General features: G+C 55.6%; 1 rRNA gene. It reads right to left on the bottom strand.

Going from position 1 to position 216, the window contains the following annotated elements:
* Positions 1 to 59: ribosomal RNA gene (rrf, locus tag QP996_RS11910) — 5S ribosomal RNA — on the bottom strand; the annotation flags it as partial.
* Positions 60 to 216 lie beyond the last annotated feature (157 nt).

The raw sequence follows: 216 nt of genomic DNA on the forward strand, positions 1-216 counted from the left end.
GCTTAGCTTCCGGGTTCGGAATGGGACCGGGCGTTTCCCCGCCGCCATCAACCACCGACACACCTATACGGGGCATGGTCGGCTGATCAACAAGTCAGCTTTATGCAATTAAGTCGGCCAACCCGCCGGATACGGGGGTTGGTGTGTTGTGTCAGTGACTGCACAGTGGACGCGAAGCATGACAATGCTTTTTTGTGTTCGTATTTCGCGGTGTTC

The organism is Corynebacterium sp. MSK008, assembly GCF_030232585.1.
Taxonomy (GTDB): Bacteria; Actinomycetota; Actinomycetes; order Mycobacteriales; family Mycobacteriaceae; genus Corynebacterium.